This window comes from Cellulomonas sp. P5_C6 (genome assembly GCF_054049635.1).
On sequence record NZ_JBFULZ010000376.1, the window covers coordinates 1 to 1,045 of the forward strand.

The window sequence follows — 1,045 nt, forward strand, 5'->3', positions numbered from 1 at the left end:
CCATTGCCCCACGGCTGGATCACATCTTCGACGGTGGCTCGACCGATGAGCACGGTGGTCAGCCCGACGTTGCCCTCGAGACCCATGTACTTGGCCACGGACGGGCGGCGGAGGTCTGCGTCGATGAGCGCGACGCGGGTTCCCGCGTCGGCGAGCGTGATGGCAACGTTGATTGACGTCGTCGACTTGCCCTCACCTGGCAGTGACGACGTGATGACGATCGACTGTGGGCGGTCGGCGATATCGAGGAACTGGAGGTTGGTGCGCAGGCGGCGGAACGCCTCGGAGCGCTGGCTGTGGGGGCTGCTCTGCACGATGAGCGGGTGCTGGGGCGCGTCCTCGTCGTTCGGGATAATGCCGATGACGGAGGTGTCCGTGACCCGGGCGACGTCGCCGTCGGAGCGGACGCGGGTGTCGAGGATCTCGCGGAGGACCGCGATGCCTATGCCGAGCGCGAGGCCAACGAGGAGACCGAGTGCGACGTTGAGCTTCTTGTTGGGTGACGAAGGTGCCGTCGGGGCGACCGCGTCGCGCACGATGGAGACCTTCACGGCCGAATCGCCCCCGCCGCTCGGCGTCTCGAGTTCCCCGATCACGTCCTTGAACTGGACCGCCACCGCATTCGCGATGGCTGCGGCGATGGCGGGGTTCTCGTCGGTGACGGTGATATTGATGAGCGAGGTGTTGAGCGGCGACTCAGCGCTAACTCGCACGGCAAGCGAGTCGGCTCTCGTATCGAGGCCAAGCTCGTCGATCACTGGGCCGAGGACGCGTGGGGCAGAGACGAGTTGGGTGTAGGAAGTGACCTGCTGCCTTGTGAAGTTCGCTCCCTGGAGGAGGTCGTTCGACGAGGCCCCTCCCTGGACGGATACGAACAGCTGGGTCGAGGCGGTGTACAAGGGCGTCATGGCGAATKAGAGGGCGACGCCTGCGGCCGCACCGAGCATCGCCAAGAGGGTGATGGAGATCCAGCGCTTGCGCAGAATGACCAAGTAATCCTGTAGTTCCACTGACCTTCACTCCTGCTCCCTGCGCGGCTGTAGCG

At 65.3% G+C, this 1,045-nt stretch carries 1 protein-coding gene; it reads right to left on the reverse strand.

Features of this window, described 5'->3' with window-relative positions; all coding sequences use genetic code 11:
- The coding region (locus ACXJKG_RS21245; protein WP_456847698.1) for a YveK family protein at window positions 1-1,010 on the reverse strand (1,010 nt) is incomplete at its 3' end.
- Window positions 1,011-1,045 lie beyond the last annotated feature (35 nt).